Genomic DNA, 23,489 nt, shown 5'->3' on the forward strand with positions numbered 1-23,489 from the left:
TGTGAGCCAAGCCAATGCCTTCCCCTCATTCAGTTCCTTTGCTAACCAGTTCTTGTTAGCCATGCCGGGTATGCTAGACGAAAATTTTTCAGGTTCCTTGGTGTATCTTTTAGAACATAGCGACAAAGGTGCTATGGGACTGGTGGTCAATCGTCCGACCGATATTGTGCTCTCAACCCTGTTTGAGAAAATCGAGCTGAAGCTTGAAATCGCACCATTACTTGACCAGCCGGTTTATTTTGGTGGACCCGTTCAGGTCGAACGAGGATTTGTGCTGCATCCCACTGATCTTGCGGAGAAGTACTCATCTTCATTAATCATTGCAGATGGTCTCACTATGACCACATCTAAAGATGTTCTTGAGGCGGTAGCGAATGGCTCTGGACCTGAGAAGTTTCTGATGACACTAGGGTATGCGGGGTGGGGTGCAGGACAGCTCGAAGAGGAGATTTCGCTCAATGGGTGGATCAATATCGCCATCCCAAATGATCAAATGCAAACGATTATTTTTGATACGCCATATACCGATCGTTATCAAAGGGCAATGCAGGTTTTGGGCTTTGATCTAGCAAGCCTTTCTGGAGAAGCGGGGCATGCCTAATGATGCTTCAAATCCAGTAACCATTGTTCTAGGTTTTGATTACGGCACTAAGCGGATTGGGGTGGCGGTTGGCAATTCGCTGACCGGAAGTGCTCAAGCTTTGGATGTAATCCAAAATATCAAGCCCAATCAAACATATCAAAAAATTCAAGAGTTAATTCATGAGTGGCAGCCGAGTTGCCTAGTGGTAGGTTTACCATTGCATCCAGATGGTGCTGAACATGCAATAACCAAACGCTCGCGCTCGTTCGGTAAACAGCTTGCCAAGCAATCTGGTAAGCCCATCCATTATGTGGATGAGCGCTATTCCTCAGTGTTATTAGAACAAGACACCCAGTATCAGGGGGCTCTAGATTCGCATGCAGCTGGATTGCTCATAGAGCAGTTCTTTCGCGAGCGCAGTTAACTCCTGATTAATCACTAGCGCAGTAATGCATTAATTGCAATCAAATCCTCATCGGATAAATTAGCGGCCTGAGCTTTCAAGCGCAATGCGTTCATAATCGTGTCATAGCGGGCTTTGTAGAGTGAGGCGCGTGTGGTGAAGAGCGTATCTAAGGCAATTAAGACATCGATGTTAATGAGGGTGCCAACGTTGTAACCTAACTTACTGGATTCCACTGCGGTAGCCGAGGATTTCTCAGCCGCTTCTAATGCCCTGACTGTAGCTAAGCCACCATAGAATCCAGTAAAGGCTTGGCGGGTTGCCTGGGCAGCGGTACGTCGTAGATTGTCGTAATCTGCCTTCGACTTATCAAAAAGCGCTGCGTTTTGGCGGATGACGGACATATTAAATCCGCCCGACACGATAGGTAGTGTCATTTGTAACGCTAACGTGTTGTTATAAATATTTTGTGTTGGGAGTGGGTTAAAGTTCAGAGCAGAACCATTCGATTGATTAAAACCCGCAGTCCCAACAAAGTTAACGCTTGGATAGTTTGCGGCGAGAGAGCCTTTATATACACTCTCGGCTAATTGCACACTGAGTTGACCAGCCAGCACTCCATAGTTGGCGTTTTCGGATTGGGTAATCCAGTCCTCCAATGCTTGGCCTGGGGGTAGTTTGGGGCTGACACTTTCTGCAATTGGTACTCCTTTGATATCCTTATTGCGGGCCCTTGGATCAGCCACCACCCCAGCAATCGAAACATCCTTTGCCATTGGTTTAATGTGCTTGACCGGGTGGCCAATCAGCTGTTCGAGAACTCCGCGTTTAACGACTAGGTCTGCATGTGCAGCAATCTCTTGAGCATTTGCGACATCAAAGCGTGCCTGGGCATCATTGGCATCGACGATCGTAGCCGAGCCAATCTCAAACTTGGCTTTTGCAGCCTGAAGTTGTTGACGGATTAACTCTTTTTTGCTCTTGAAAAGCTCAACATTGTCTTGAGCTGTTAATACATCAAAGTAGGCTTGCGATACTCGAATGACCAAATCTTGCTGAGCTTGATAAAACTGAAGATCAGAGATTTTGCTATTAAGCTCTCCTTGTTTAAATAGCTGCACCCCACTTAAGTTAAAGACCGGTTGGGTTAGCGTAAGGGTATAGCTACGCTGATCATAAACTCGGTTATTGCCCTCTCCGTGCTGGAAAAACCGAGTAGCAGTTGGATTAGCTGAAACCTGTGGTAGCAATACGGATAACCCCTGCCAGTAGAGCTCTTTTCGGGCTGCTAAATTAAAGCGTGCACTATTAATCACTGGATCATTAAATGCAGCCTCTTGATACAGGGTAAGGAGATCCAAAGTACGGCCATCGAGCGCCTTACGGTTTTGGGGATCCGTTAGGTTCGATGAAATCGGTGGGATTGGAATAGCTGTTTGTGGTGGTGCTTCGAGCCTTAGAAGGTCTTGAGGACTTAAGGTCTTGGGTAATGCATTATTTGCCGGTGTTACGGTGACGGAGCCTTGATTAGAGGTTGGCTGCTGATTCGATTGTGAAAGTACCTGGCTAGATACTATCCATCCAGCCAGTCCAATGAGGGTAATTAATGGGAACCGTTTCATTGAATGCATGATCCGAAGTTTAAGCCCAAACGCCAAATTGATGAGTTTAGGGATTTAAGGCTTTAGTATTGATACTTATGGAACCATTACTTTTATTCAAAGCTCTCATTCTCGGGGTTGTTGAGGGCTTAACCGAGTTTTTACCTATTTCGAGTACTGGGCATTTAATCTTGGTGGGGGATCTCTTAAATTTTAATGATGAGCGTGGTAAGGCTTTTGAAATCATCATTCAGTTCGGTGCCATTTTGGCGGTGTGCTGGGAGTACCGTGAGCGCTTATTCAAGGTGACCAATACCTTTTTTTCTAGTAAACAATCACAAAAGTTTGTTTTGCATGTGGTGATTGCCTGTATCCCGGCCATGGGGCTTGGTCTGATTTTTGGTAAGTTCATTAAGACTCATCTGTTTTCACCAGTCCCTGTGGCAAGCGCATTCATTGCGGGGGCCTTTGTGATCTTCTGGGCGGAGTATCGCCAAACTAAAGCATCAACCATAAGGAAAATCGATAGCATTGATCAGTTGACTGCACTCGATGCTTTAAAGGTTGGACTGGCACAATGCGCGGCTCTGGTACCAGGCACCTCACGTTCAGGAGCAACAATTATTGGTGGGATGCTCTTTGGATTGCCGCGAGCCGTTGCAACTGAATTCTCCTTCTTTTTAGCAATCCCGGTCATTGGTGGGGCAACTGCGTATGAGTTACTCAAGATTGCAAACTCGCCCCAAGTATTTGGTTTTGCTGATTTTGCGCCTACCCTTTTAGTTGGTTTTGTCGCAGCCTTTATCTCAGCATTCATTTGTGTGCGCTGGCTGATTCATTATGTTGCGCATCACAACTTTATCCCCTTTGCTTGGTATCGTATTATTTTTGGCGTTTTAGTTTTGGTGACCTCGTACACCGGTCTTGTCGCTTGGTCTAATTGATAGTTGCAGAGTAAAAATATGAACCTTTCAATTGATGCTATACAGGCCAATATTCAGCTGGCCTTAGCACCTGTCTTTCTCCTAACAGCCGTCGCTACCTTAGTTGCTGCGATCACAGCGAGGCTGGCTCGTAATGTAGATCGGATGCGTTTTATCCAGAACCAGCTATATGGCGATCAGCAGCTTAGTCAAAAGCTGAAGACGCATTATGAGAAAGAAATTGATGAGTTCAAGACCAGAGGAAGGTTATGCACTCTGGCCATTTTTTTTGATGTCTTGGCGGGTGTTTTAATTTCTCTGACGGTTCTTGAGCTATTTTTAGTGCAAACCGGTGCAGGAAAATTGGTCAACGTAGGTTATGTTTTGATCACATTTGTTGCAGGCTTAGTCTCATTTGTGGTTTCTCTAACGCTGATCTTGGTTGAGGTTATATTTGCCTATCGCTCGACAAGTTGGGATATGCCTGCGCAAGAACTATCTCAAAAGCCTAAAAGGCCCTAGGAATAAAATTCGCAGTAACCTAAAATTTCTGAAAGATATCTATGTCAATCAATCAAAGCAAAATCCTCATCACTGGCGGCGCAGGCTTTTTAGGCTCTCATCTGACTGAGCGTTTACTACGTGAGGGTAATGATGTTTTGGTAGTGGATAACTTTTTTACCGGCAACAAACAGAACCTTGCGCACTTGATGGGTAACCCTAATTTGGAGATCATGCGCCATGATGTGACCTTTCCTTTGTATGTCGAGGTCAATCAGATCTATAACTTGGCGTGTCCCGCCTCTCCAGTGCATTACCAATACGATCCCGTGCAAACGACTAAAACCAGTGTGCACGGTGCGATTAATATGCTAGGTCTCGCTAAGCGGACGCGTGCCCGAATTTTGCAAGCCTCTACGAGTGAGGTCTATGGTGATCCAGAGGTGCATCCTCAACCCGAGGGCTATTGGGGTAGGGTGAATCCGATTGGCATTCGGTCCTGTTATGACGAGGGTAAGCGCTGTGCTGAAACCCTATTTTTTGACTACTTTCGCCAACACCAAACCGATATCAAAGTGGTCCGTATCTTCAACACCTATGGACCAAGGATGCATCCTAATGATGGCCGGGTCGTGAGTAACTTTATCGTACAGGCCTTGCAAGGTAAAGACATCACGATTTATGGAGACGGTTCTCAGACCCGAAGTTTTTGCTATGTCGATGACCTAATCGACGCCATGGTCAGAATGATGAACTCAGAGAAGGGTTTTACTGGCCCCGTTAATATTGGCAACCCCGGAGAGTTCACCATGCTCGAGCTTGCCGAGATGGTTCTCAAGCTTTCTGGCAGTAAATCCAAGATTATTCATCAACCATTGCCATCGGATGATCCGAAGCAGCGTCAGCCCAATATTGATTTAGCTAAAGCCAAATTAGGGTGGGAGCCCAAGGTATCCCTTGAGGATGGCCTGAAAGAAACGATTGCTTATTTTCGAGTTCTATTGAAATAAAAAGGCATGGATAAATTCCTGCCATCAAATCATCCTCATAGAAAAATTCGCTCCTTTGTTCGTAGAGCAGGACGCACTACAAGTGCCCAAGAGCATGCGATCGCAACTTTAGGTGGTCAATTTTTACTACCGTTTCAAGATGCATTATTTGATTGGTCAGTATTTGGTCCGTCGTATCAGAATGCTCTGCGCATTGTCGAGATCGGCTTTGGCATGGGTGAGTCCACCGCTCAGATTGCGCAAGCTCGTCCCAACGATATATTTTTAGGTCTTGAAGTTCATGAGCCCGGGGTTGGCGCACTTCTTAAACGCATTGGTGAGTTGGATCTTCACAATCTTCGCTTAATTTCCCATGATGCTGTTGAGATACTCGAGCGGATGATTGCACCCAATTCTTTGGATGGGGTTCACATTTTCTTTCCAGATCCATGGCATAAAACGCGTCATCATAAACGTCGCTTAATTCAAAAAGAATTTGTAGAACTACTCGTTTCCCGATTGAAGCCTAATGGCTATCTTCACCTGGCAACGGATTGGCAGCATTACGCGGAGCAAATGCTCTTAGTTCTCAATCACCATCCTCTGTTACGAAATCAATCCACTCAAAAAGTTCGCTTAGGAGCCATTCTCGGCATCGATCAGGATCAAACTATTGGTGGTATTGATTGGACGGCGGAGCAGTTACAGGGGATGCATGAGGGTTTTGTCGATAAGCCCTCGTATCGCCCGCAGACCAAATTTGAGAATCGTGGTCTCAAATTAGGCCACGGGGTTTGGGATTTGCTCTATCGTAAGCGTGAGACTTAAAGCCCCATGCATACGTATTTCATTTCAAGGTACTCGTCGACTCCCCAAGAGCTACCCTCGCGGCCTAAGCCAGATTGCTTGACTCCCCCAAATGGGGCTACCTCATTTGAGATCAGTCCGGTATTGACTCCCACCATGCCAAATTCGAGCGCTTCAGCGACCTTCCAAACCCGACCAATATCCCGACTGTAAAAGTAAGACGCTAGACCAAATTGACTGCTATTGGCCAGTCGAATCACTTCATCATCATTCTCAAATGGTATGACCGGTGCAACTGGACCAAAGGTTTCTTCATGGGTAATGAGCATGCTATTGGTTACATTGGTAAGAACCGTTGGTTCATAAAACGTTCCACCCAAACTTGCACGTTTACCGCCAATTACAAGTCGCGCCCCTTTGCTAATTGCATCCGCTACATGTCGCTCCACCTTTTCAATGGCCGCTTGGTCGATGAGAGGCCCTTGAGAAACGCCTTGCTCTAGACCGTTTCCAATTTTGATTGCTTTGGTTGCAAGGGCTAACTTTTCTACAAACGCATCGTGCACTTTTTTATGTACATAAAACCGGTTGGCGCAAACACAAGTTTGCCCGGCATTTCGGTATTTGGAGCTCATTGCGCCCGATACGGCAGCATCAATATCGGCATCGTCAAACACAATGAAAGGCGCATGACCACCAAGCTCTAAGGAGAGCTTCTTGATCGTTGGAGCACATTGCGCCATAAGAATACGACCCACCTCTGTAGAGCCGGTAAAGGATAAATGGCGAACGGTTGGGGATTCGCAGAGGACCTTACCAACCGCAATGGATTGCTCAGCATCGGCGGTCACGATATTAATGACCCCTTGCGGGACCCCTGCTTGATTCGCTAGTTCCGCAATTGCGAGCGCTGACAGCGGCGTTTGTTCTGCAGGCTTAATCACGATAGTACATCCGGCTGCCATTGCCGGAGCGATTTTGCGAGTAATCATGGCAATCGGAAAGTTCCATGGGGTAATGGCAACACAGACCCCAATGGCTTGCTTTAAAACAATGGTGCGCTTATCACTCCAAGTGGTTGCTGGAATGGCGCCCATGACTCGTTTGGCTTCTTCGGCAAACCATTCCACAAAGGAGGCGCCGTAGACCACTTCCCCCTTAGCTTCGGCAAGGGGTTTGCCTTGTTCAAGTGTCATGAGGGTGGCGAGATCATCCGCATTCGCCAAAATTAACTCAAACCACTTGCGCATGACCTGGGCACGCTCTTTGGCCAGCTTCCCCTTCCAGGCATTGAGAGCTAGCTCGGCAGCAGAGATCGCTTCTTGGGCATCGGAGACGTTCAAATTGGCAACCTCAGCAATAATTGCGCCATTGGCGGGATTGGAAACGGCAAATCGAGCGTTCCCTGACGCTTTCACCCACTGGCCGTTGATAAAAGCATCTTCATGAAAAAGACTGGGGTTTTTGAGGAGTTTGCGGATATCAATCGTTGAATTGGGGGCGTTCATGATGTTCTTCTTTTAAGTGGGTGGTATCTCGATGGCTTAGTGTAATCCCAACCGTAGTGGAAGATTATTGGCAATGATTGGCTCCAGAAGGAGGGGTGCTTGACTCTAGACATACAAAAATAGATCCGCCAATCGTATTGCCTATGGAGCGAATGCTGATTTCTAAAAACTACTACCAATAGTGGATATGACTCAGTTGACAGCCTATAGGTAGTTAGAGTGGTATGTGTTTTTTTCCAAAATATGAAAATATGCCCCGAATAAATGTTTTTTTCATGATGAGGAATGAGTGTTGACTAACTTAATTAAATCATTGTTTTAATTGATCTTTTTATATTCAGTAGCGCATCATATTAGGGTTTAAACCGATAATATGAATTAATTGATATATAAAATCATTTCTTTATTCTTGACAGGTTATATAGGGGTTTCTAAGATTCGGCATGTTTAACAGTTGTTGCACTGCAATATAAATTGAGTCTAGTTATTTAGATTCTTTGTATTGTGTGTGACCCAAGCAATGAAACCATTTAATTTGCCAAAGACAATTGGGATTGAACAGCACTTGGCCTCTGCATCCTTAGCTAGGCTCATACAACGCCTTTTTGCATTTATGGTTGCCGCTATTCTTGCTGTTTGGTTGCTTGGCCCCCGCACCGGTGCTGGAATATTTGATCTTGCCCACTACTTAGTTCCTGCAGAGGCCCGTGCACTGATTCTTGGGGCGGATAGCGCTGAAATCTTAACGGCTGATGAGTCGTCTAATCAGCTCAAATTTTGGAGCTCAAATCCTCAGAGCATCCCTTCTATTGCGGGACCCGCATCGCAAATCCCAGGACATTTGGTCGACTTAAGTGCAATTGATCGCTCTATATTGCGATCTGAGAATGAGCGTCGCGCGGTGGCGGAGCATTTAGCTAAAAAGTTTCGGATTTCTTTAGAAGACACTCTTTTCTATGTCAATCAAGCCATGATGGTGAGTAAAGAGGTCAACTTAGACCCCACCCTCATCTTGGCGGTGATGGCGACGGAATCTAGCCTAAACCCGCGCGCTGAGAGCCGTGCGGGTGCACAAGGATTAATGCAGGTTCGAACCCATGTCCATCAAGAGAAATTTGAGCCCTATGGCGGCCCCTTAGCGGCCTTTATCCCTGAGGCAAACATTCGGGTGGGGGCTCTGATTTTGAAGGCTTGTATCGCTCGCGCTGGATCGCTTGAGGATGGTTTAAAGAGTTATTTGGGCGCCCCCAATGCAGCTAGCGGGATTGGTACCTATACCCATAAGGTATTCACAGAGCGCGAAGAGTTGCGTAACGTTGCGCGCCGCTTAGGCGGTAACGTTTAATCTGCTGCGATTTCAGCTTGCCGCAGTTTTTGGGCAAGCTGATCCAAAACCCCATTGACGTATTTATGGCCATCGGTGCCACCAAAGGTTTTTGCTAACTCCACAGCTTCATTAATTGCAACCTTGTAGGGTACCGATAGATCAGCAGCTAACTCATAGGTACCGATCAGCATGGCAGCATGCTCTACTGGTGATAGTTCAGCCAAGGGTCGATCCAACTCCGGAATAATGAGTGCATCAAGTTCTTGGTGCTGGCCGACCACCCCCTTGAAGATGCTGGAAAATAAATCACCCTGACATTTTTTAAATGCCGGATCTTCGCCAAGTTGTTTTGTGATCGCACTGATTGTTAAGGGGGCATCGCTTAGCTCGCCCGCCTTTTGAATCACCAAATACTGATAGATGCCCTGCAAGGCATACTCGCGGGCACGCCTTCGCGGCGTGAGCGAGCGCTTTGGGTTTTGGGTCGATCCAGCCGTCATGTAATTACGCTGACTCAATATCGAGATCAGGATTGATTGCTAGGGCGAGATTAGCCATTTCAACCGCGGCGCGGGCACAATCACGACCCTTTTCAAGGGTGCGTGCAAATGCTTGATCATCGGTATCGCACGTTAGCACCCCATTGGCAATCGGAATGTCGTGATCCAAACTAATGCGAGTAATGGCGCTCGCAGATTCATTAGAGACTAATTCAAAGTGGTAGGTTTCTCCCCGAATCACAGCGCCCAGGGCAATCATGGCATCAAACTCGTGGGTCTTCGCAAGTTGGGAGAGGGCAAAGCCAATCTCTAAGGCACCAGGTACTGTAACAAGTTGAATGTCTTGATGAGCAACACCTAAATTGAGTAACTCAGTAATGCAGGCTTCCGATAGCGCTTTGCAGTGCTCTTCATTAAAACGAGCTTGCACAATTGCCACCCTTAGGTCTTGACCATTTAAGTCAGCCTCAAAGACATCGATGTCGTTCATGCGCTATTCCTCAAGATGAGATTGGTGTGTAGGGGATGTGATCAATAATTTCTAACTGATAGCCAGACAAACTCGGTACTCTAGAGGAGTTGGCTAGTAAACGCATTTTGCGCACACCCAAGTCTTTAAGTATTTGTGCCCCAATTCCGTAACTACGGAAATCGGTTTTTCGCTCCGTACCGGATTGACCGGGTGGTTTTGAAGTTTTGTGATTGGAACCTTGGTCCAATTGAGTTAACTTCTCAAACTGTGAGAGCCATTTGAGCTCGTTGGGAGCAGCAACTCCTGCAGCATTAAGTAAAACAGCAACGCCGCAGGGTGAATTGGTGATCACTTGTAGGGCTTTACTTAAAGGCCAGGAATGCGTGGATTGATCAATATCCAAAAGATCCAAAACAGTAACCGGTTCATGAACCCGCACAATCGATTCTTCAGCAGACTGCGGGTCTCCTTGAACCAGTGCAAGGTGTAAGCAGTTACTCGGCGTATCTCGATACACTACACCCGTAAATCGACCCCAAGGGCTGGCAAACTCGCGCACGCCTTCGCGCAACACAATACTCTCTGTTTGACTGCGATACTGAATCAGATCCGCAATCGTTCCAATCTTGAGTTGATGCTCTTTAGCAAATTCGATGAGATCGGGCAAGCGTGCCATACTGCCATCGTCTTTCATAATTTCGCAAATCACGGCAGTGGGCGAGCAACCAGCAAGACTTGCTAAATCACAACCGGCTTCCGTGTGGCCAGAGCGAATTAAGACACCTCCAGGTTGAGCCATTAAAGGAAAGACGTGACCTGGCTGAACCAAGTCGGCTGGTTTGGCATTTGGGGCAACTGCGGCCTGGATGGTGCGTGCTCGATCAGCTGCTGAGATCCCAGTCGTTACGCCACTGGCGGCTTCAATCGAAACCGTGAAGTTTGTACCTAGGGCAGTGCCATTGTCTCGAACCATCAGAGGCAGGTTTAATTGCTGGCAACGCTCTTTCGTGAGGGTGAGGCAAATGAGACCGCGACCATGCTTGGCCATGAAGTTAATGGCCTCAGCACTGACGTGATCAGCGGCAAGAACTAAATCACCTTCATTTTCACGGTCTTCTTCATCAACCAAGATGATCATCTTGCCAGCACGAAGGTCGGCCACGATCTCATGAACGGGGCTAATGGCTGGTAATAGTGAGTTTGGCATGGTTGTGGAATTTGCAAATAGAGCGTCATTTTAAGCCTTCTTGCTCTTTGTAGGGCTCTACAACAGGATTTTCAGAAGAGGCTGATGGTGAAGCCCTGTGGATTTATGAACAATCTTGGGGATCAGCCACTTCAGGAGAATCCTAATGAACGATGACCATTTACCCGAATCTGGAATGGTCTTATTTGAGCTTTTGATTGCGATGGCCCTTATCGTGGGCAGTATTAGGGTCGCCCACACGGTTTATTCAAAACTCGTCATGAAGTCTATTCAATTAGAGAAGTCCCATGCCGCATGGATTCATCGGAAGAACCAGCATGAGATTGCAATTTATTTGAATCGATTCAAAAGCCAGCAACCAAAAAATTCGCCTCGATCAAAACAATGAGCCTACTAGCGTGCTTAACAGCACTCACACTCAGCGCTATTTTGCTTTTGCCATCTGCATGGTTAGTTCATCAAGTACTTACTCATCACGCTCAGCTCGAGGATCGAGTTTTGCTACAACAGAATATGGATCGCTCACTGGAGTTAATCAGTCGAGCGATTCAAGGTGCGGGGTATCAATCTAGCTCAATGCAGAATTCATTGACAGCAAACCCAATCACCATCCAAAAAGGCGGCTCTTCTCGCGGTTCTGATGCCATTGTGCTTACCCAAGATATTCCGGACAAATTAGGGTATGACTGCATGGGTAATCCTTTAGCACTCGAACGCACTATCAAACAACAGGCCTATCAGCGGTTTTATGTAGAACCCAGTCGGCATGATTCTCGAACCCAGACGCTGATGTGTCAGAGCGTCGATCGTCAAGGTCGGTTACATCAGGGTGAAATTCTGAGTAAGGTTCAGTCCTTGCAGATTAACTGGGTAAGAGCACATTCACTGAGCCAAGCGCCTACTGTCTCTCGGACCCCAAGCGGCCTGGTTGGCATTACTCTGCGCGTACAACCCCATGGAGGGTCAAATAACCCAACGCGGGTCATCGAGCAGACGCGCTACATTAGTCAGCGCCATGGCATTTATAACCCATGATATTGCTTTGGGTGATGAGTCTTTTACTTTATCTGGCATGGGCGGTAGCCCAGTTAGAGTCGGTGATCGCCCTTGAGATTCAATCGCATGCGACCCAGGTCCAATATCTGTCCCAGTTTGAGAGAGCGGAAGCGCTCTCAACCCAGTGTGAAGATCAGCTTAGAAGATCATTGATTCATGAGCCTAATTCGTCGCAGGAGGACCTCGATGTATTAGGTTCGGAGGGCTGTCGACTAAAGCTCATGAGTGCAACACAAATGGTCCATCAACAGAAACATCCAATGAAAAACACGCTACCAGTCGAGATGGAAGTTGGTCAAGGAATTCGGCTTCGTAGCATGCTTCGTTATCAAATCTCCAGCCAACACCTCAGCCGCATCAATTGGCAGCTAATCTATGAGTAGAGGACAAGAATATTATTCATTTCACTCGCGAGGGTATGGGGAGCAGGGGTATACCTTATTGGAGTTGATGGTGGTCATCGCGCTCATCAGTTTGCTGCTGATGTTTGGGGTTCCTCAAATCCAAAATCAGTTCTATGAGCGCGAGCTCGAGCATGCGGCGCGCCAGTTCATTTACCACGCACAGTTTGCAAGACAGCGCGCTCTCTATCGGGGTCGCGATATGCTCTTAAAGCCAAGAGCAAGGAATGATGATGAAGCGAATTGGAATTCAGGTTGGCAGCTTGAGGGCCTTGATATAAATGGCTCGCCAGAAAAGATTGTTCGACATTCCTTACCTGCTAATATTGCGATTCATTCCAAGGGGTTTGTGGATCCACATTCTGGCCAAAGTCAGATTCGATTTAATCCTGCGGGCGGGGCGAAATCAAAACATGGCGGCTTTGTCGCTAATCGCTTGATTTTTGCTCACACCAAGAACACATCCCTGCAGCGTCATGTCATCTTGGCAGCAAGTGGCCGCTGGCGTATATGTAACCCAAATTCTGCAACGAATCCTAAAGGGCTGGGTTGTTAGTGTATTTAGTCAGATCAATAAATCGGGTTTAATAGCACTATGACCCAATTTAGTTCACTTGATCAGCAGATGATGGCCTTCGCACTTGATGAGGCTAAGAAAGCCCTATACCTCTCTAACCCAAATCCACGGGTGGGTTGCGTGATCACCAAGGGTGAGCAGATTTTGGGTAAAGGATTTACCCAGCAAGTGGGGTCTCAGCACGCTGAGATTGAGGCGATCGCTAATGCACGACGGTTGGGAGCAGGTGACGCTGATTTTGCTGCCAGTACGTTTTATGTCACGTTGGAACCTTGTTCGCATACTGGTCGCACACCCCCGTGTTGTGATGCGCTGATAAAACTTTCTCCACAGCGCGTGGTCATTGCCATGCAAGATCCCAATCCCAAGGTCTCGGGGCAGGGTATCGCAAGCTTACAAAAGCATGGCATTCAGGTGGATCTTGGTTTAATGGCGCATGAAGCGGCCTTACTAAATCCTGGATTTATCAAACGCATGACCCAGGGTCTTTCATATATGCGCATGAAGATTGCATCGAGTTTGGATGGTCGTACTGCGCTACTCAATGGTAAGAGTCAGTGGATTACAGGACCAGCTGCGCGTGCCGATGGTCATCATTGGCGGGCCCAAGCATGCGCCATTCTTTCGGGGGTGGGTACGGTCAGGGAAGATGATCCAGCTCTCACGGTACGTGAGGTGAGCACTCAGCGTCAGCCATTACGAGTGATTGTGGATTCGCAATTGGAGATTCCGCTAGGAGCTAAGGTGCTGAGTGATGCGAATGCCATCATCGTTTGCGCTAATCCAGAGTCAGGCCACTTACAGAAAACCCAAAAAGAGTTGGCAGGGCGCGGTATTGAAGTAGTGCAACTTGCGAATGCAAAGGGTAAGGTGGACTTACCTAAACTCCTTGCGTATTTGGCTAAAGAGCGTGAGATTAATGAAGTGCATGTTGAAGCAGGTTACAAATTAAATGGTTCACTCATTCGTGAGAGCTGTGTCGATGAGCTACTCATCTATCAGGCGCCCTGCTTTTTGGGTGAGGGCCTGGGAATGGCCAATATTGGATCACTTCAAGAGCTTTCTGAGCGCAGTGCTTGGAAGATTATGGAGCACACTTTGATCGGAGATGACCTGCGCATTCGTGCTGTACGCCCATAGTATTTATTGCTCTCCAAACTGATATAGTGCATTCATGTTTACTGGAATCATTACCGCGATTGGTGAAATTACCCATCTCGCTCCCAAAGGGGATGGCCTCCATTTAACCGTCACAACCCCTGCTAACTATCTTGATGATGTGGCGATCGGGGATAGCATCGCCCTTAATGGCGCCTGCATGACGGTTACGACTATGCAAGCCAACGCCTTTGAAGTGGATGTTTCTAAGGAGTCGATCTCAAAAACAACAGGACTCGACAAACTTGGTTCTGTGAATCTAGAAAAGGCTCTACGATTTAATGATCGTCTCGGAGGCCACTTGGTCAGTGGCCATGTCGATGGAATAGGTACGGTTCAATCATTTACCCCCGTTCAAGGCGATGCCTATGGCTCATGGAAATTAGTAATCGATGCCCCGCAATCATTGGCCCCTTATCTGGCCTACAAAGGATCGATAGTAGTCAATGGCGTATCGCTAACGGTCAATCAAGCGGGGCCCAAAGATCAATCTCAATGCCCCATTGAAATTAACATCATTCCTCATACCCTGGATCACACCACCCTTGGCCAACTCAAGGTAGGCGATCACGTTAACTTGGAAGTGGATCTGATCGCGCGTTATGTGGCGCGCATGCTCAGTAAAGACTCAACTTAATACTGATATCTCGTTGGATCGGCTACCCCAGCCTCTTTAAATCCTACTTTACGAAGTTGACACGATTCACAAACGCCGCAGGCTTGACCTTCTTGATTGGCTTGATAGCACGAAACGGTTTGGCTGTAGTCGATTCCTAAGGACTGACCCAGTTGAATGATCTGGGCCTTACTCATGGAAATGATGGGCGCGTGGATCCGAAATCGGTGCTGCTCATTAGTAGATTCGACCCCAGCTTTTGTGGCTAAGTTCGCCATGGTTTCGAAGGACTTCACATACTCAGGCCGACAATCTGGATACCCAGAGTAATCCACTGCATTAGCACCATAGAACACATCAATACTGCCTAGAGACTCGGCCCAGGCTAGGGCCATCGAGAGCATGATGGTGTTGCGAGCGGGTACATAGGTAATCGGGATGTCTGTTGTCTTTGGATCGCCCTCGGTTGGAACACGCAGCATCTCGTCAGTGAGGGCGGACCCACCAAAGCGGGCAAGATCCAGGTGGATAACTTCATGGCGCTCAACACCGAACGACTGGGCAATCCGTTTTGCAGCATCTAACTCAGACGAATGCTTTTGGCCGTAATGAACTGAGAGGGCATAACAGCGATAGCCGAGTTGTTTGGCAAGCGCCAGAATAGTCGTGGAGTCCAAACCGCCAGAGAACAGAATGACTGCAGGGCTATTGGGAGAGCGTGCCTGTGCTGGAGTAAACGAATGCCGGAGAGCAGAAAAGTCCAAAATTAGAAATCCAGGATTTACTTACTTGATATTGGCAACAATCGACTTTGCTTCTTTGGCAGCCTCAGAGTCTGGGTATTTGGCAATTAGATCGCTTAGGACCTTTTTGGCCACCGCTTTCTTCCCCGACTCAAGATTGGCATTGCCAAGCGTGAGCATTGCTGGGGGAACCCGTTGATGGCCTGGGAAGCGGGTAATCAAAGTTTGTAATTGATTGATGGAGCCGTTGTAATCCTTCAGTGCGTACTTGGTATTACCGGACCAAAAGAGTGCAAGGGGTAAATAAGGGCTAGATGGGTATTTCCGGATAAACGCATTGAGATCGGTATCGGCTTTTTTGAGCTGATTGTTCTGAAATGCATTGAGCGCTTCTTCATATGCAGACCGCTCACCAGGTTGAACCACACCAGTCACACCTTCCACCTCGACGGTTTGAGGTTCAAATCGAGTCAGGCGATTATCTAAATCTTGATAGTAGGTTTTTTGATTCTTGGTGAGATCTTCCGTTTGCTTTTGCAAGGTCTCGATTTGGCCGCGTAGTTGGGCGTTTTCTGTACGCAGTTTCTCGATTTGATTTTGTAAATCCAGAATCGCGCCTTGCGAGGCTTGAACCGATTTGCGCATCTCTAGGATTGCTTTGCGAGCCTCGTCATCCGAGAAGATCGCCCACGCATTACTTGAAAGTAATGCCCCCAATGCAATCGTAAGAGCGGTATGAATAAATCTGGAGATAGCGGTCAAGCGATTTGCTCTTATTTGGTGATGTAAATGATGTCAGCGCGACGGTTCTCAGCCCATGCAGCTTCGGTGTTACCTTCTGCTTTGGGTTTTTCTTTACCAAGACTCACGGCTTCCATTTGGCTATCGGGTACGCCCAGCGCTGCGAGGGCTTTACGAACGGCATCTGAGCGTCGTTGACCAAGAGCGAGGTTATATTCGGCGGTACCACGATCATCGGTATTGCCCTGAATCATGATCTTTTGTTGGGGGTTTTGTTTTAAGAAAGCAGCTCCGGCTTGTAGCATATTTTGATATTGGGGTTTGATGGTGTATTCATCAAAGTCAAAATAGATGCTGCGCTGAAAGAGCGGGCTCTTAGGGTCATTCCATGGCTGAGAAGCAATATTGCTACTCTTGGCCTCTTGGGTTTTCATGGTACTGACATCATCTAATTTAACGCCCGACGAGCACGCACTGAGTAAGCCAATGCCTCCCAAAATGCTGGTTAGTACTAAGCGACGCTGGGGTGATGTGGTTTTCATGCGCTCTCCCTCGAATAAATTGATGGTCTTCGTAAACCGATGAATTACATACTGACCACTATTATGCCTCGGATCATGCATCACTAAAACCGATTAGCGATCCATAAATGGTCCCCAGGATGGTTGACGTACATCGGATCCTGGAACACTTAATATTTGTTTGACATAGCCATCAACCGAAACCGCTGCCAATACTTTTTTACCCCCGACTTGGGTTGAGTACAGAATGTAGCGACCGTTGGCCGCAAAACTTGGGGACTCATCAAAGCTGGTATCGGTCATGGGAGTGCTATCACCCGTGAGGAGATTCATTAAAAAGAGCTTGAAGCCGCCGCCTGCACCGCCGATGTAAGCCAAGTACTTACCATCGGGTGAGATACGCGCTGAGGTTGCATAGGGTTGCTTAAAGGTGATTCGTCTAGCTGGTTCGCCGCGCTCTCCATCGGCACTCATCCGATAAATTTGTGGATTGCCGCCACGATCGCTCGTGAAATAAATAAATTTACCGTCGGGAGAAAACTGTGGCTCGGTATCAATCGTATTGCCTTGTGTGAGGCGCCTTAGATTACTGCCATCGGCATTGACTCGATAGATTTGCGTATTGCCATCTTTGGAGAGTGAGATTGCTAGGCTTTTGCCGTCGGGAGCCCAGGATGGGGCGCTGTTGTTGCCGCGCTCATTGGAGAGAACAATGCGACGGCCTGTCGCCAGCTCATGCACATAAACGATGGGCTTGCGATCTTCAAAGGATACATAAGCGATCTTTTGACCATCGGGCGACCACGCTACAGAAATGATGGGCTCACTACTATTGAGCGCGTTGCGCATATTCTGACCATCGGCGTCCGAGATGACTAAGCGATAGCGCTTACCCTCTTTCATGACATATGACAGACGGGTGGAGAATACGCCGCGCTCACCCAAGAGTTTGAAGATGATGTCATCTGAAATTTTGTGGGCTGCCAGGCGCAAGTTATCTTCACTGGCTGAAACAATTAATCCATTAAGACTCTCGCCCTTACGAATGTCGTATAAGCGGTAACGAACCTCATACTGCCCTGGGGATTTTTGGGTGACCGACCCAACTGCCAAGGCATCAGCGCCGCGCGCCGCCCACGTTTTGAAGTTAGGAACAACTTGATCGTCTTCGACTCCATTGCCAAGCTCGACATTTCGGAAGTAACCACTACGTGTGAGATTTTGGCGAATCACATCAGAAATCTTGACCGGTAATTTGTCCTCATCTTTAAATCGGGAAACCGCAATCGGATAGAGGGTTTGGCCAACACCCTTGATCTCAATATTCATTTGAGCATGCGCGGGGTTGATGAAAAGCCCCATGATGATGCCAAGTGCCAGTAGGGGAATGGTGCATAAGCGCTGGAATATCATGATCAATATTCTAGACGCTTGTTATGAACCCTGAATTAATCTTTTGGTTTAAAGGTTAATTTGATTTGACGCATCGGGATTTTGCCGTTTTCGTCACGCGGTAGGCTCTCGGCACGATCAATCGCAATTAGGACCGCACGATCCCAGGCTGGATCGGTGCTGGGCGAGGTCACGGTCCGTTTCAAAATCATGCCATCGGGAGCGAGATCAACCAATACCACCACCGTTGGATTACCGCTGGTGGACTCCGTATTAAAGACGATGAGGGGTTTAATTTTTTTGCGTACCCGATCGGCGTAGCCGGGTGGGGCATTACCGCCCGCACCGACGCCATCACCCACTTTGCCGCCACTACCGCCTTCAGCACCTGCAGCTGCTTTTAAACGGGCCAATTGATCCAGGCGTGCTTTCTCCGCAGCAGCGGCAGCTTTTTTAGCAGCCGCATCTTCTTTAGTGTCCACTTTTTTCTCGGGTGGCTTGGATTCTGCTTTTTTCTCAGGCTTGGGCTCGGGTTTTCTTACTGCCTCTTTGGGTGGCTCAGGCGGTGGTTTGGTTTTCTTAATAACGATTTCAGCCGCTTCGGGCTTTACATCCATTATGGGGGCGGGTGTAACACTTGGGGGTGGAACGCTTGCATCCCAGAGCTCCACCTCAACACCAGCAGGGCTGGAACTCGTTTTCCAATGAATCCCCAAAGTCAGTAAAGTAATCAGAAAAAGATGGGCCCCTAATGAGAGTACAAGCGCTTTGGTGGTTCCTGGTTCGCGATCCGCATGAAACTGCCAGGAGGCATTGATAGTTGCACTTGGCATGATTACTGACTGCGAACCGCCAATCCCACGCGTTTGACGCCATTTTCTTTTAAGCGTGACATCACATCCATCACCACTTCGTATTTGATGGATTTATCGGCCGCTAGAACAACCGGTTGCTCGGCAGATTTCTCGGCTTGGGAGCGCGCAAAGGCACCGAGCTCTAATTTAGAAATAGTTTGTGCGCTTTCACCCTCTTTACGAATCGTAATGGCCTCATCAGCGCCAATCGTAATAAAGACTGGGGGTAGGGCTTGAACCTTGGCGCCTCCCACCGTTGGAAGATTGACCACTCCGGGGTTAACGAGTGGGGCGGTCACCATAAAGATGACTAAGAGCACCAACATCACATCGATGTAGGGGACCACATTAATGTCCGCAATCGCTTTCCGACGAGAGGAGCGAAAGGATGAGCGGCTAGCCATGATGATTAGAGGCGAGCGCCTTGACGTTGCAAAATATTCGTGAACTCTTCGATAAAGGATTCAAAATGAATCGAGAGGCGATCAATATCGGTGGAGTAACGGTTATAAGCCACGACCGCAGGGATGGCTGCAAATAATCCGATCGCAGTAGCTACCAGCGCTTCTGCAATGCCTGGGGCCACAGACGCAAGAGTCGCTTGTTGCACATTGGCCAAACCGCGAAAGGCGTGCATGATCCCCCAGACTGTTCCGAGGAGTCCAATGTAAGGAGATACTGAGCCAACGGATGCTAGAAAGGGCAAATTGGCTTCAAGGCGATCCATCTCGCGTTGATAGGCGGCTTTCATCGCGCGCCGTGCCGCATCGATTTCTTTGGCCTTTAAAAACTCCTGCATCCCGGCAGCGAAGATGCGCTCTAAAACTGCTGCATTGACTTGGGTACCAGCGCTACTCATTTTGCGCTGGGCAGCCTCAAATAAGGTTTGTAAGTCGCCACCCGCCCAAAAATCACGCTCAAAGCGCTCCGTCTCACGGCGCGCTGCGCGTAAGTTTGAGCCCTTTCGAAAAATGATGGTCCACGAGGCCACAGAGAGGCTCAAGAGCAATACCATCACCGCTTGAACCAAGATGCTGGCGTTGAGAACCAGGGTCAGAATAGAAAGGTCTTCAGTAGGGTTCATAAGGACTTTGTATTATGGAGGGTAATTTTAGCCAATCCTCACTGGATTGCCGCAATTTAATTGTCGTATTTTGGTATTGATTTGTGATTAATTAGGAAGCCACTATGTTTGATCGTCAGCACACTTTAGCGCACATTGACCCTGAGTTATGGACTAGCATCCAAAACGAGAACCGTCGTCAAGAGGAGCATATTGAGCTCATCGCCTCTGAAAACTATACCTCACCCGCAGTGATGGCCGCTCAGGGCTCACAATTAACCAACAAATATGCCGAGGGTTATCCCGGCAAGCGCTATTACGGTGGCTGTGAGTTTGTCGATGTGGCTGAGCAATTGGCGATCGATCGAGTCAAGAAATTGTTTGGAGCCGACGCCGCCAATGTGCAACCCCATTGCGGAGCATCGGCTAATCAAGCGGTTTTCTTGGCCTTTCTGAAGCCTGGCGATACCTTTATGGGCATGAGCCTTGCTGAGGGCGGACATTTATCGCATGGTATGGCCCTTAATATGAGCGGTAAATGGTTTAACGCGATCTCCTATGGACTCGATCAAAACGAAGCGATTGATTACGAGCAAATGGAGCGCTTAGCGCGTGAGAAAAAACCAAAACTCATCATTGCTGGTGCGTCCGCTTATTCTTTGCAGATTGATTTTGAGCGCTTTGCAAAAGTAGCCAAAGAGATCGGCGCTATTTTTATGGTCGATATGGCGCACTACGCAGGATTGATCGCTGCAGGTGTGTACCCCAATCCAGTGCCTTATGCCGACGTGGTGACCTCAACGACGCACAAGAGTCTACGTGGTCCACGCGGTGGCATCATTCTCATGAAAGCTGAGCATGAGAAAGCCATTAACTCTGCGGTATTTCCAGGTATGCAAGGTGGGCCGCTAATGCACGTGATTGCGGCAAAGGCGGTGGCGTTTAAAGAAGCCTTGGAGCCCAGCTTTAAAGACTATCAAAAGCAGGTAATTGCCAATGCGCAAGCCTTAGCAAATTCGTTGATTGAGCGGGGCCTACGGATTGTCTCGGGTAGAACGGAGTCGCACGTGATGCTCGTCGATCTACGTGCGAAGAAAATTACCGGTAAGGAAGCTGAGGCCGCATTAGGCGCTGCTCACATTACCGTGAACAAAAATGCGATTCCCAACGATCCTGAGAAACCGATGGTGACGAGTGGGATTCGCTTGGGCTCACCCGCCATGACCACGCGTGGCTTTAAAGAGGCCGAAGCCAAGCAAGTGGGGCAACTAATTGCGGATGTGCTCGATCATCCGAATGATGCCAATCATTTGGCAAAGGTGCGCGAGCAAGTGAATGCGCTTACTAAACGTTTCCCCGTCTACGGAAATTAAGCCCCATGCGTTGCCCGTTTTGCCATAGTGACGATACCCAGGTGATGGATACCCGGGTATCGGATGAGGGCGATTCGGTCAGACGCCGCAGGCGCTGTGCATCGTGCGATAAGCGCTTCACCACTTACGAGCGGGCTGAATTAAGTCTGCCGGCCATTGTGAAAAAAAATGGCAGTCGCGTGGAGTACAGCCATGAGAAGTTAGTAAGTTCAATTCGTTTGGCATTGCGCAAACGCCCGGTTTCCTCGGATGCAGTTGATGATGCGATCGGACGCATCGAAGAAAAACTGATGGCTTTTGGTGAAAAAGAAATTCCTAGCGAGCGCGTTGGTGAACTAGTCATGCGTGAGCTCAAACGCCTAGATAAAGTCGCCTACATTCGCTTTGCATCGGTCTATCGCAGCTTTGCCGATCTTGAGTCGTTCGAAAGTGCTCTCAAAGAGCTAAAGTAGAAAACTTACTGCAGCGCTGCAAAGATTGCTTTGGTGATATCGTCCACCGAACCTGTTCCAGATACCTTGCGATAGGCAGGCGCCTTCACCCCAGCGCTTGCTGGCTCACTCGCCCACTTTGAGTAGTAGTCCACCAGAGGGCGCGTTTGATCAGTGTAGACCTGCAAACGTTTCTTAACGGTTGCCTCTTGATCGTCATCACGCTGAATAAGCGGCTCACCCGTCACATCATCTTTGCCCTCGACTTTCGGTGGATTAAATTTGATGTGATAGGAGCGACCGGAAGCGGGGTGAACACGGCGACCACTCATGCGCTCAATAATGGCATCAAAGGGCACATCAATCTCAAGCACGTAGTCAATCGGTACCGCCGCATCTTTCATGGCTTGCGCTTGTGGAATGGTTCTGGGAAAGCCATCAAAGAGATAACCTTTATGGCAATCCGGTTGGGTTAAGCGATCTTTAACAAGGCCAATGATGATCTCATCAGACACCAAGCCACCCCCATCCATAATTTTCTTGGCAGCGATTCCGAGAGGAGTACCCGCTTTAACGGCGGCGCGTAGCATATCGCCAGTGGAGATTTGCGGAATCCCAAACTTTTCACAAATAAATTGGGCTTGCGTTCCCTTGCCCGCACCTGGAGCACCTAGCAAAATTAAGCGCATGTCATCCCCTGTCTTGTTCTTTCATTCCCTATAGTCTAATTGATTGCACCGACTTAGAGCAGATTTATTGGGACCTGCTTCTTAGCGAAATCCCTTAAAAGAATTTACGAACGCGCTCCAGATCTTCGAGGGTGTCTACGCCGGCTGGTGGGAGTTCAGTGGCGAGATGCACTGCGATGCGGTAGCCGTGCCAGAGCACACGCAACTGCTCTAAAGACTCTGCAACCTCTAATGGCGAGGTTGCAAGTTGGGCATACTTTTTTAGAAAACCCACGCGGTAGGCATAGATACCGATATGGCGATAGTAAGTGGGTGACGATTGAGTGCGATCGTAGGGCACAGCTGCTCGAGAGAAGTACAAGGCCTCGTGTTGTTGATTGAGGACCACTTTTACCGCATTAGGATTCGTAATTTCTTCAACATTTTGAATGGCTACAGCGGCTGTACTCATCACGCACTCTGAATTCGCTGCCAGAGTGTCGGCCACTTGATTGATGAGCTCCACTGGAATTAAAGGCTCATCCCCTTGTACGTTCACAATCAGTGCCTCGTCATCTAGCTCTAAACGAGAGGCAACCTCCGCAATCCGATCAGTACCGCTTGGATGATCAGCGCGAGTCATGAGGACATTGAATCCCGCCGCATGGCAGGCAGCTTCAATCTCAACGGCATCGGTGGCAACCAAAATTTGTTTTGCTTTCGATTGTTGAGCACGTTCGGCTACGCGTACTACCATCGGCTTACCACCCAGATCCGCAAGCGCTTTGCGCTCAAGCCGTGTCGATGCTAAACGTGCCGGGATTACAACGGTAAATACGGTCATCGCAAGTAATTATTTAGAGAGAGCAGCAGCTTCTTCAGAACTGAGACTGCGCGCTTCATCAACTAGCATGACCGGAATGTCATCCCGAATGGGATAGGCGAGCTTATCCACTTTACAAATCAGTTCGTGTTTCTCTTCATCCAAATGCAGCGAACTCTTACAAATGGGACACACCACAATATCGAGTAAATTTTTGTTCATCATCTCAGCACCTCAATTATTGCCATGTA

General features: G+C 48.2%; 30 protein-coding genes. 15 read left to right on the top strand and 15 right to left on the bottom strand.

The features are described 5' to 3' along the window. The first annotated feature begins 61 nt into the window (after positions 1–61). Both QUE60_RS01230 and ruvX read left to right on the top strand, forming a co-directional pair. Positions 62–601 (top strand): YqgE/AlgH family protein, encoded by a 540-nt coding sequence (locus QUE60_RS01230; protein WP_286227460.1) that lies wholly within the window; start codon positions 62–64, stop codon positions 599–601. Next, positions 594–1,007: a Holliday junction resolvase RuvX gene (ruvX, locus tag QUE60_RS01235; protein ID WP_286223927.1), complete on the top strand. Its 414-nt coding sequence runs from the start codon at positions 594–596 to the stop codon at positions 1,005–1,007. The genes QUE60_RS01230 and ruvX overlap by 8 nt, the downstream gene beginning before the upstream one ends. Before the next feature lie 14 nt (positions 1,008–1,021). Here ruvX and QUE60_RS01240 read toward each other — a convergent pair whose 3' ends face one another. After that, positions 1,022–2,608, bottom strand: a complete 1,587-nt coding sequence (locus tag QUE60_RS01240) for a TolC family protein (protein WP_286226931.1) — start codon at positions 2,606–2,608, stop codon at positions 1,022–1,024. 77 nt (positions 2,609–2,685) lie between these two features. Here QUE60_RS01240 and QUE60_RS01245 point away from each other — a divergent pair, with 77 nt between their 5' ends. The 4 genes from QUE60_RS01245 to trmB are packed head-to-tail and all read left to right on the top strand — an operon-like array spanning position 2,686 to position 5,828. Further along, positions 2,686–3,531, top strand: coding sequence for an undecaprenyl-diphosphate phosphatase (locus QUE60_RS01245; protein WP_286223929.1), 846 nt, complete (start codon positions 2,686–2,688; stop codon positions 3,529–3,531). Between the two features lie 18 nt (positions 3,532–3,549). After that, positions 3,550–4,032 (top strand): DUF2721 domain-containing protein, encoded by a 483-nt coding sequence (locus QUE60_RS01250; RefSeq protein WP_286223930.1) that lies wholly within the window; start codon positions 3,550–3,552, stop codon positions 4,030–4,032. A 41-nt stretch (positions 4,033–4,073) separates the two neighbouring features. After that, complete coding sequence (locus tag QUE60_RS01255; RefSeq protein ID WP_286226932.1) at positions 4,074–5,021, top strand: UDP-glucuronic acid decarboxylase family protein; 948 nt, start codon at positions 4,074–4,076, stop codon at positions 5,019–5,021. Between the two features lie 6 nt (positions 5,022–5,027). Continuing rightward, on the top strand, positions 5,028–5,828 hold the full coding sequence (gene trmB / locus QUE60_RS01260) for a tRNA (guanosine(46)-N7)-methyltransferase TrmB (protein WP_286223932.1): 801 nt from the start codon (positions 5,028–5,030) through the stop codon (positions 5,826–5,828). Here the strand turns inward: trmB and QUE60_RS01265 are convergent. After that, positions 5,825–7,315 carry an NAD-dependent succinate-semialdehyde dehydrogenase gene (locus tag QUE60_RS01265; protein ID WP_286223933.1) on the bottom strand — a complete coding sequence of 497 codons (1,491 nt, stop codon included), beginning with the start codon at positions 7,313–7,315 and terminating at the stop codon, positions 5,825–5,827. The genes trmB and QUE60_RS01265 overlap by 4 nt on opposite strands. Positions 7,316–7,835: 520 nt before the next feature. Between QUE60_RS01265 and QUE60_RS01270 the strand changes: the two genes are divergently transcribed. After that, on the top strand, positions 7,836–8,660 hold the full coding sequence (locus QUE60_RS01270; protein ID WP_286223934.1) for a lytic transglycosylase domain-containing protein: 825 nt from the start codon (positions 7,836–7,838) through the stop codon (positions 8,658–8,660). Here QUE60_RS01270 and nusB read toward each other — a convergent pair. Genes nusB through ribBA form a run of 3 tightly spaced genes read right to left on the bottom strand, consistent with a single transcriptional unit; the run spans position 8,657 to position 10,821 of the window. Beyond that, entirely contained in the window at positions 8,657–9,142 is a 486-nt protein-coding gene (nusB, locus tag QUE60_RS01275) for a transcription antitermination factor NusB (protein ID WP_286224696.1), read from the bottom strand. The two genes, QUE60_RS01270 and nusB, sit on opposite strands and share 4 nt — an antisense overlap. A 4-nt stretch (positions 9,143–9,146) precedes the next feature. After that, positions 9,147–9,632, bottom strand: coding sequence for a 6,7-dimethyl-8-ribityllumazine synthase (ribH, locus tag QUE60_RS01280; protein ID WP_286223935.1), 486 nt, complete (start codon positions 9,630–9,632; stop codon positions 9,147–9,149). Positions 9,633–9,642: 10 nt separating this feature from the next. After that, entirely contained in the window at positions 9,643–10,821 is a 1,179-nt protein-coding gene (gene ribBA / locus QUE60_RS01285) for a bifunctional 3,4-dihydroxy-2-butanone-4-phosphate synthase/GTP cyclohydrolase II (protein WP_286226933.1), read from the bottom strand. Positions 10,822–10,966: 145 nt separating this feature from the next. Here ribBA and QUE60_RS01290 point away from each other — a divergent pair, with 145 nt between their 5' ends. Genes QUE60_RS01290 through QUE60_RS01315 form a run of 6 tightly spaced genes read left to right on the top strand, consistent with a single transcriptional unit; the run spans position 10,967 to position 14,650 of the window. After that, positions 10,967–11,209 carry a hypothetical protein gene (locus QUE60_RS01290; protein WP_286225575.1) on the top strand — a complete coding sequence of 81 codons (243 nt, stop codon included), beginning with the start codon at positions 10,967–10,969 and terminating at the stop codon, positions 11,207–11,209. After that, complete coding sequence (locus tag QUE60_RS01295) at positions 11,206–11,856, top strand: hypothetical protein (RefSeq protein WP_286225576.1); 651 nt, start codon at positions 11,206–11,208, stop codon at positions 11,854–11,856. Before QUE60_RS01290 ends, QUE60_RS01295 begins: the two co-directional genes overlap by 4 nt. A gap of 14 nt (positions 11,857–11,870) precedes the next feature. Continuing rightward, entirely contained in the window at positions 11,871–12,260 is a 390-nt protein-coding gene (locus QUE60_RS01300) for a hypothetical protein (protein WP_286226934.1), read from the top strand. Next, a complete protein-coding gene (locus QUE60_RS01305) occupies positions 12,253–12,834 on the top strand; it encodes a GspH/FimT family pseudopilin (RefSeq protein WP_286225577.1) in 582 nt (193 codons plus the stop codon). Before QUE60_RS01300 ends, QUE60_RS01305 begins: the two co-directional genes overlap by 8 nt. A 39-nt stretch (positions 12,835–12,873) precedes the next feature. Next, positions 12,874–13,995: a bifunctional diaminohydroxyphosphoribosylaminopyrimidine deaminase/5-amino-6-(5-phosphoribosylamino)uracil reductase RibD gene (ribD, locus tag QUE60_RS01310; RefSeq protein WP_286226935.1), complete on the top strand. Its 1,122-nt coding sequence runs from the start codon at positions 12,874–12,876 to the stop codon at positions 13,993–13,995. 34 nt (positions 13,996–14,029) lie between these two features. Beyond that, positions 14,030–14,650: a riboflavin synthase gene (locus QUE60_RS01315; protein ID WP_286223942.1), complete on the top strand. Its 621-nt coding sequence runs from the start codon at positions 14,030–14,032 to the stop codon at positions 14,648–14,650. Here the strand turns inward: QUE60_RS01315 and queC are convergent. The 7 genes from queC to tolQ all read right to left on the bottom strand — a co-directional run bounded on the left by queC (position 14,647) and on the right by tolQ (position 19,964). Continuing rightward, a complete protein-coding gene (queC, locus tag QUE60_RS01320; protein WP_286224697.1) occupies positions 14,647–15,324 on the bottom strand; it encodes a 7-cyano-7-deazaguanine synthase QueC in 678 nt (225 codons plus the stop codon). The genes QUE60_RS01315 and queC overlap by 4 nt on opposite strands. Before the next feature lie 90 nt (positions 15,325–15,414). Further along, positions 15,415–16,134: a tol-pal system protein YbgF gene (gene ybgF / locus QUE60_RS01325; protein WP_286225579.1), complete on the bottom strand. Its 720-nt coding sequence runs from the start codon at positions 16,132–16,134 to the stop codon at positions 15,415–15,417. Between the two features lie 11 nt (positions 16,135–16,145). Continuing rightward, positions 16,146–16,655, bottom strand: coding sequence for a peptidoglycan-associated lipoprotein Pal (gene pal / locus QUE60_RS01330; RefSeq protein ID WP_286223945.1), 510 nt, complete (start codon positions 16,653–16,655; stop codon positions 16,146–16,148). 93 nt (positions 16,656–16,748) lie between these two features. Continuing rightward, the gene (tolB, locus tag QUE60_RS01335; protein WP_458574688.1) at positions 16,749–18,047 is read right to left on the bottom strand and encodes a Tol-Pal system beta propeller repeat protein TolB; all 1,299 of its coding nucleotides are present in this window, start codon (positions 18,045–18,047) and stop codon (positions 16,749–16,751) included. A 35-nt stretch (positions 18,048–18,082) separates the two neighbouring features. Continuing rightward, complete coding sequence (gene tolA, locus QUE60_RS01340) at positions 18,083–18,859, bottom strand: cell envelope integrity protein TolA (protein WP_286226936.1); 777 nt, start codon at positions 18,857–18,859, stop codon at positions 18,083–18,085. A gap of 2 nt (positions 18,860–18,861) precedes the next feature. After that, complete coding sequence (gene tolR, locus QUE60_RS01345) at positions 18,862–19,284, bottom strand: protein TolR (protein WP_286223947.1); 423 nt, start codon at positions 19,282–19,284, stop codon at positions 18,862–18,864. Between the two features lie 5 nt (positions 19,285–19,289). Further along, positions 19,290–19,964 carry a protein TolQ gene (gene tolQ, locus QUE60_RS01350; RefSeq protein WP_286223948.1) on the bottom strand — a complete coding sequence of 225 codons (675 nt, stop codon included), beginning with the start codon at positions 19,962–19,964 and terminating at the stop codon, positions 19,290–19,292. A gap of 104 nt (positions 19,965–20,068) precedes the next feature. Between tolQ and glyA the strand changes: the two genes are divergently transcribed. Together glyA and nrdR are read left to right on the top strand one after the other, a co-directional pair. Continuing rightward, on the top strand, positions 20,069–21,316 hold the full coding sequence (gene glyA, locus QUE60_RS01355) for a serine hydroxymethyltransferase (protein ID WP_286223949.1): 1,248 nt from the start codon (positions 20,069–20,071) through the stop codon (positions 21,314–21,316). Between the two features lie 5 nt (positions 21,317–21,321). Continuing rightward, positions 21,322–21,768, top strand: a complete 447-nt coding sequence (nrdR, locus tag QUE60_RS01360; protein WP_286226937.1) for a transcriptional regulator NrdR — start codon at positions 21,322–21,324, stop codon at positions 21,766–21,768. Between the two features lie 5 nt (positions 21,769–21,773). On the opposite strand, the gene adk is transcribed toward nrdR, so the two are convergent. The 3 genes from adk to QUE60_RS01375 form a co-directional block, all read right to left on the bottom strand. Continuing rightward, positions 21,774–22,436 carry an adenylate kinase gene (gene adk / locus QUE60_RS01365; protein ID WP_286226938.1) on the bottom strand — a complete coding sequence of 221 codons (663 nt, stop codon included), beginning with the start codon at positions 22,434–22,436 and terminating at the stop codon, positions 21,774–21,776. Positions 22,437–22,530: 94 nt separating this feature from the next. Continuing rightward, positions 22,531–23,259 (bottom strand): 3-deoxy-manno-octulosonate cytidylyltransferase, encoded by a 729-nt coding sequence (gene kdsB, locus QUE60_RS01370; RefSeq protein WP_286226939.1) that lies wholly within the window; start codon positions 23,257–23,259, stop codon positions 22,531–22,533. 9 nt (positions 23,260–23,268) lie between these two features. Next, positions 23,269–23,460, bottom strand: coding sequence for a Trm112 family protein (locus QUE60_RS01375; RefSeq protein WP_286224699.1), 192 nt, complete (start codon positions 23,458–23,460; stop codon positions 23,269–23,271). Between the last annotated feature and the right edge of the window lie 29 nt (positions 23,461–23,489).

This window comes from Polynucleobacter sp. HIN11 (assembly GCF_030297675.1).
Taxonomy (GTDB): domain Bacteria; phylum Pseudomonadota; class Gammaproteobacteria; order Burkholderiales; family Burkholderiaceae; genus Polynucleobacter.